General features: G+C 52.5%; 1 pseudogene. It reads left to right on the top strand.

Going from position 1 to position 316, the window contains the following annotated elements:
- A pseudogene (locus tag VQ048_RS12865) lies at positions 1-316 on the top strand (hypothetical protein); the annotation flags it as partial.

Here is a 316-nt window from a genome sequence, read left to right as displayed (position 1 = left end):
GTTATTCGGCTTACGAGCAGATTTTGCCGCTCCAGAACGATGCGGGAGGCACCCAGAACTTCAAGCTGTACTATCCTGCGGGGACTTTGGCGGGAGCAAGCGGAACGATTATGGCGAAGCTGCGAAACGTGTCGGGCAGCCCTTTCAAAGCGAAAACTTATGGTCCTAACGGTCAGCAGTACAATCTGATTTCGGGGGCATCGGCTTACACCATCACCTTTAATGGGAATGTCTCCAGTACGCCGTTTGGGGTAAAAGCCATCGGTGGGGTTCCGGATAAGAAGTTTGGGGTGCAGACTAACGGAAGATTAGAGCA

Origin of the sequence: Bergeyella anatis (assembly GCF_036016955.1) — a bacterium.
Classification (GTDB): domain Bacteria; phylum Bacteroidota; class Bacteroidia; order Flavobacteriales; family Weeksellaceae; genus JAYWXI01.
This window is presented reverse-complemented; position numbering and strand designations above follow the sequence as displayed.